The sequence below is a fragment of the Segatella salivae DSM 15606 genome, assembly GCF_000185845.1.
Taxonomy (GTDB): Bacteria; Bacteroidota; Bacteroidia; order Bacteroidales; family Bacteroidaceae; genus Prevotella; species Prevotella salivae.
Genome location: NZ_GL629647.1, coordinates 898,760 through 899,644, shown reverse-complemented (window position 1 = coordinate 899,644; position 885 = coordinate 898,760). Strand labels below are relative to the sequence as shown.

At 29.4% G+C, this 885-nt stretch carries 1 protein-coding gene; it reads left to right on the top strand.

All coding sequences use genetic code 11. The annotated features are described in order from the left end of the window. Positions 1 to 59: 59 nt before the first annotated feature. On the top strand, positions 60 to 885 hold an 826-nt coding region (locus HMPREF9420_RS14160), incomplete at its 3' end, for a hypothetical protein (protein ID WP_007134108.1).

The following is an 885-nucleotide window of genomic DNA, read 5'->3' as shown; positions in this document are numbered from 1 at the left end:
AGGAATAAGGTAGTTTTGCTGTTAATAAACTAATTGATATAACTATTATAAATAAAAATATGAGTAAACGATTAATTGGTATAGATACGGTTAGTGGAGTTATGTTAATATGGATGATGTATGTTGTTCATTTAGCGAGATTCTTAGGGATGGATACGCCATTTCTGCATTTTACGTTGTCACTAATGTCTTGTTTTATGCCATGGTTTTATTTTAAAGCAGGTATGTTTTTTAAGCCTAACAAACCATTTAAGATAGAACTAAGGACAAATACAAAGCGCTTATTAATACCTTTCTTGTTTTTTTCATTTATCGGTTGGGGAGGAATATATTTAGGAGGAAATTTATTGTTGGGTAGGGGGGACTTATCTTCTTTGATAGAAGAATCTTTTAAAAATTTTTTATGGTATGGTTCCTTTAATGGTAACTTTGCTTTATGGTTTCTTTTATCTCTTTTTGCGGTGAAGTTATTGTTTAATTTTTTTTCTCAGTTAAAAGTACCTCATTATTTAATACTATTATTGAGTGCTGGAGGAGTATCTTTTTTTGTGGCAGGTCATTTTAAATATTTTTTGTATATCGGGAATGTCTTTAATGGTCTCTTTTTCTTTACGTTGGGTGTAATAATGAAAAATGTACTTTTAAAGAAGTCTGTCATTTTGTTTTCTTTGTTTTTATTAATGTTACAGTTCTTTTTTCCAACATATTTAGATTTTAGAGCCTCTGAAATTCTAGGGGTTCTTCCTTTTCCTCTTGTAGAATTATCTTGTTTGGCAGGTTGTGTCCTATTCTATTATTTATTTACTATAGTCTTTTCACAACCAGTATTCTTGGTAACTTATGTAGGTAAAAATAGTATGCGTTACTATGTTGTTCATTATATGA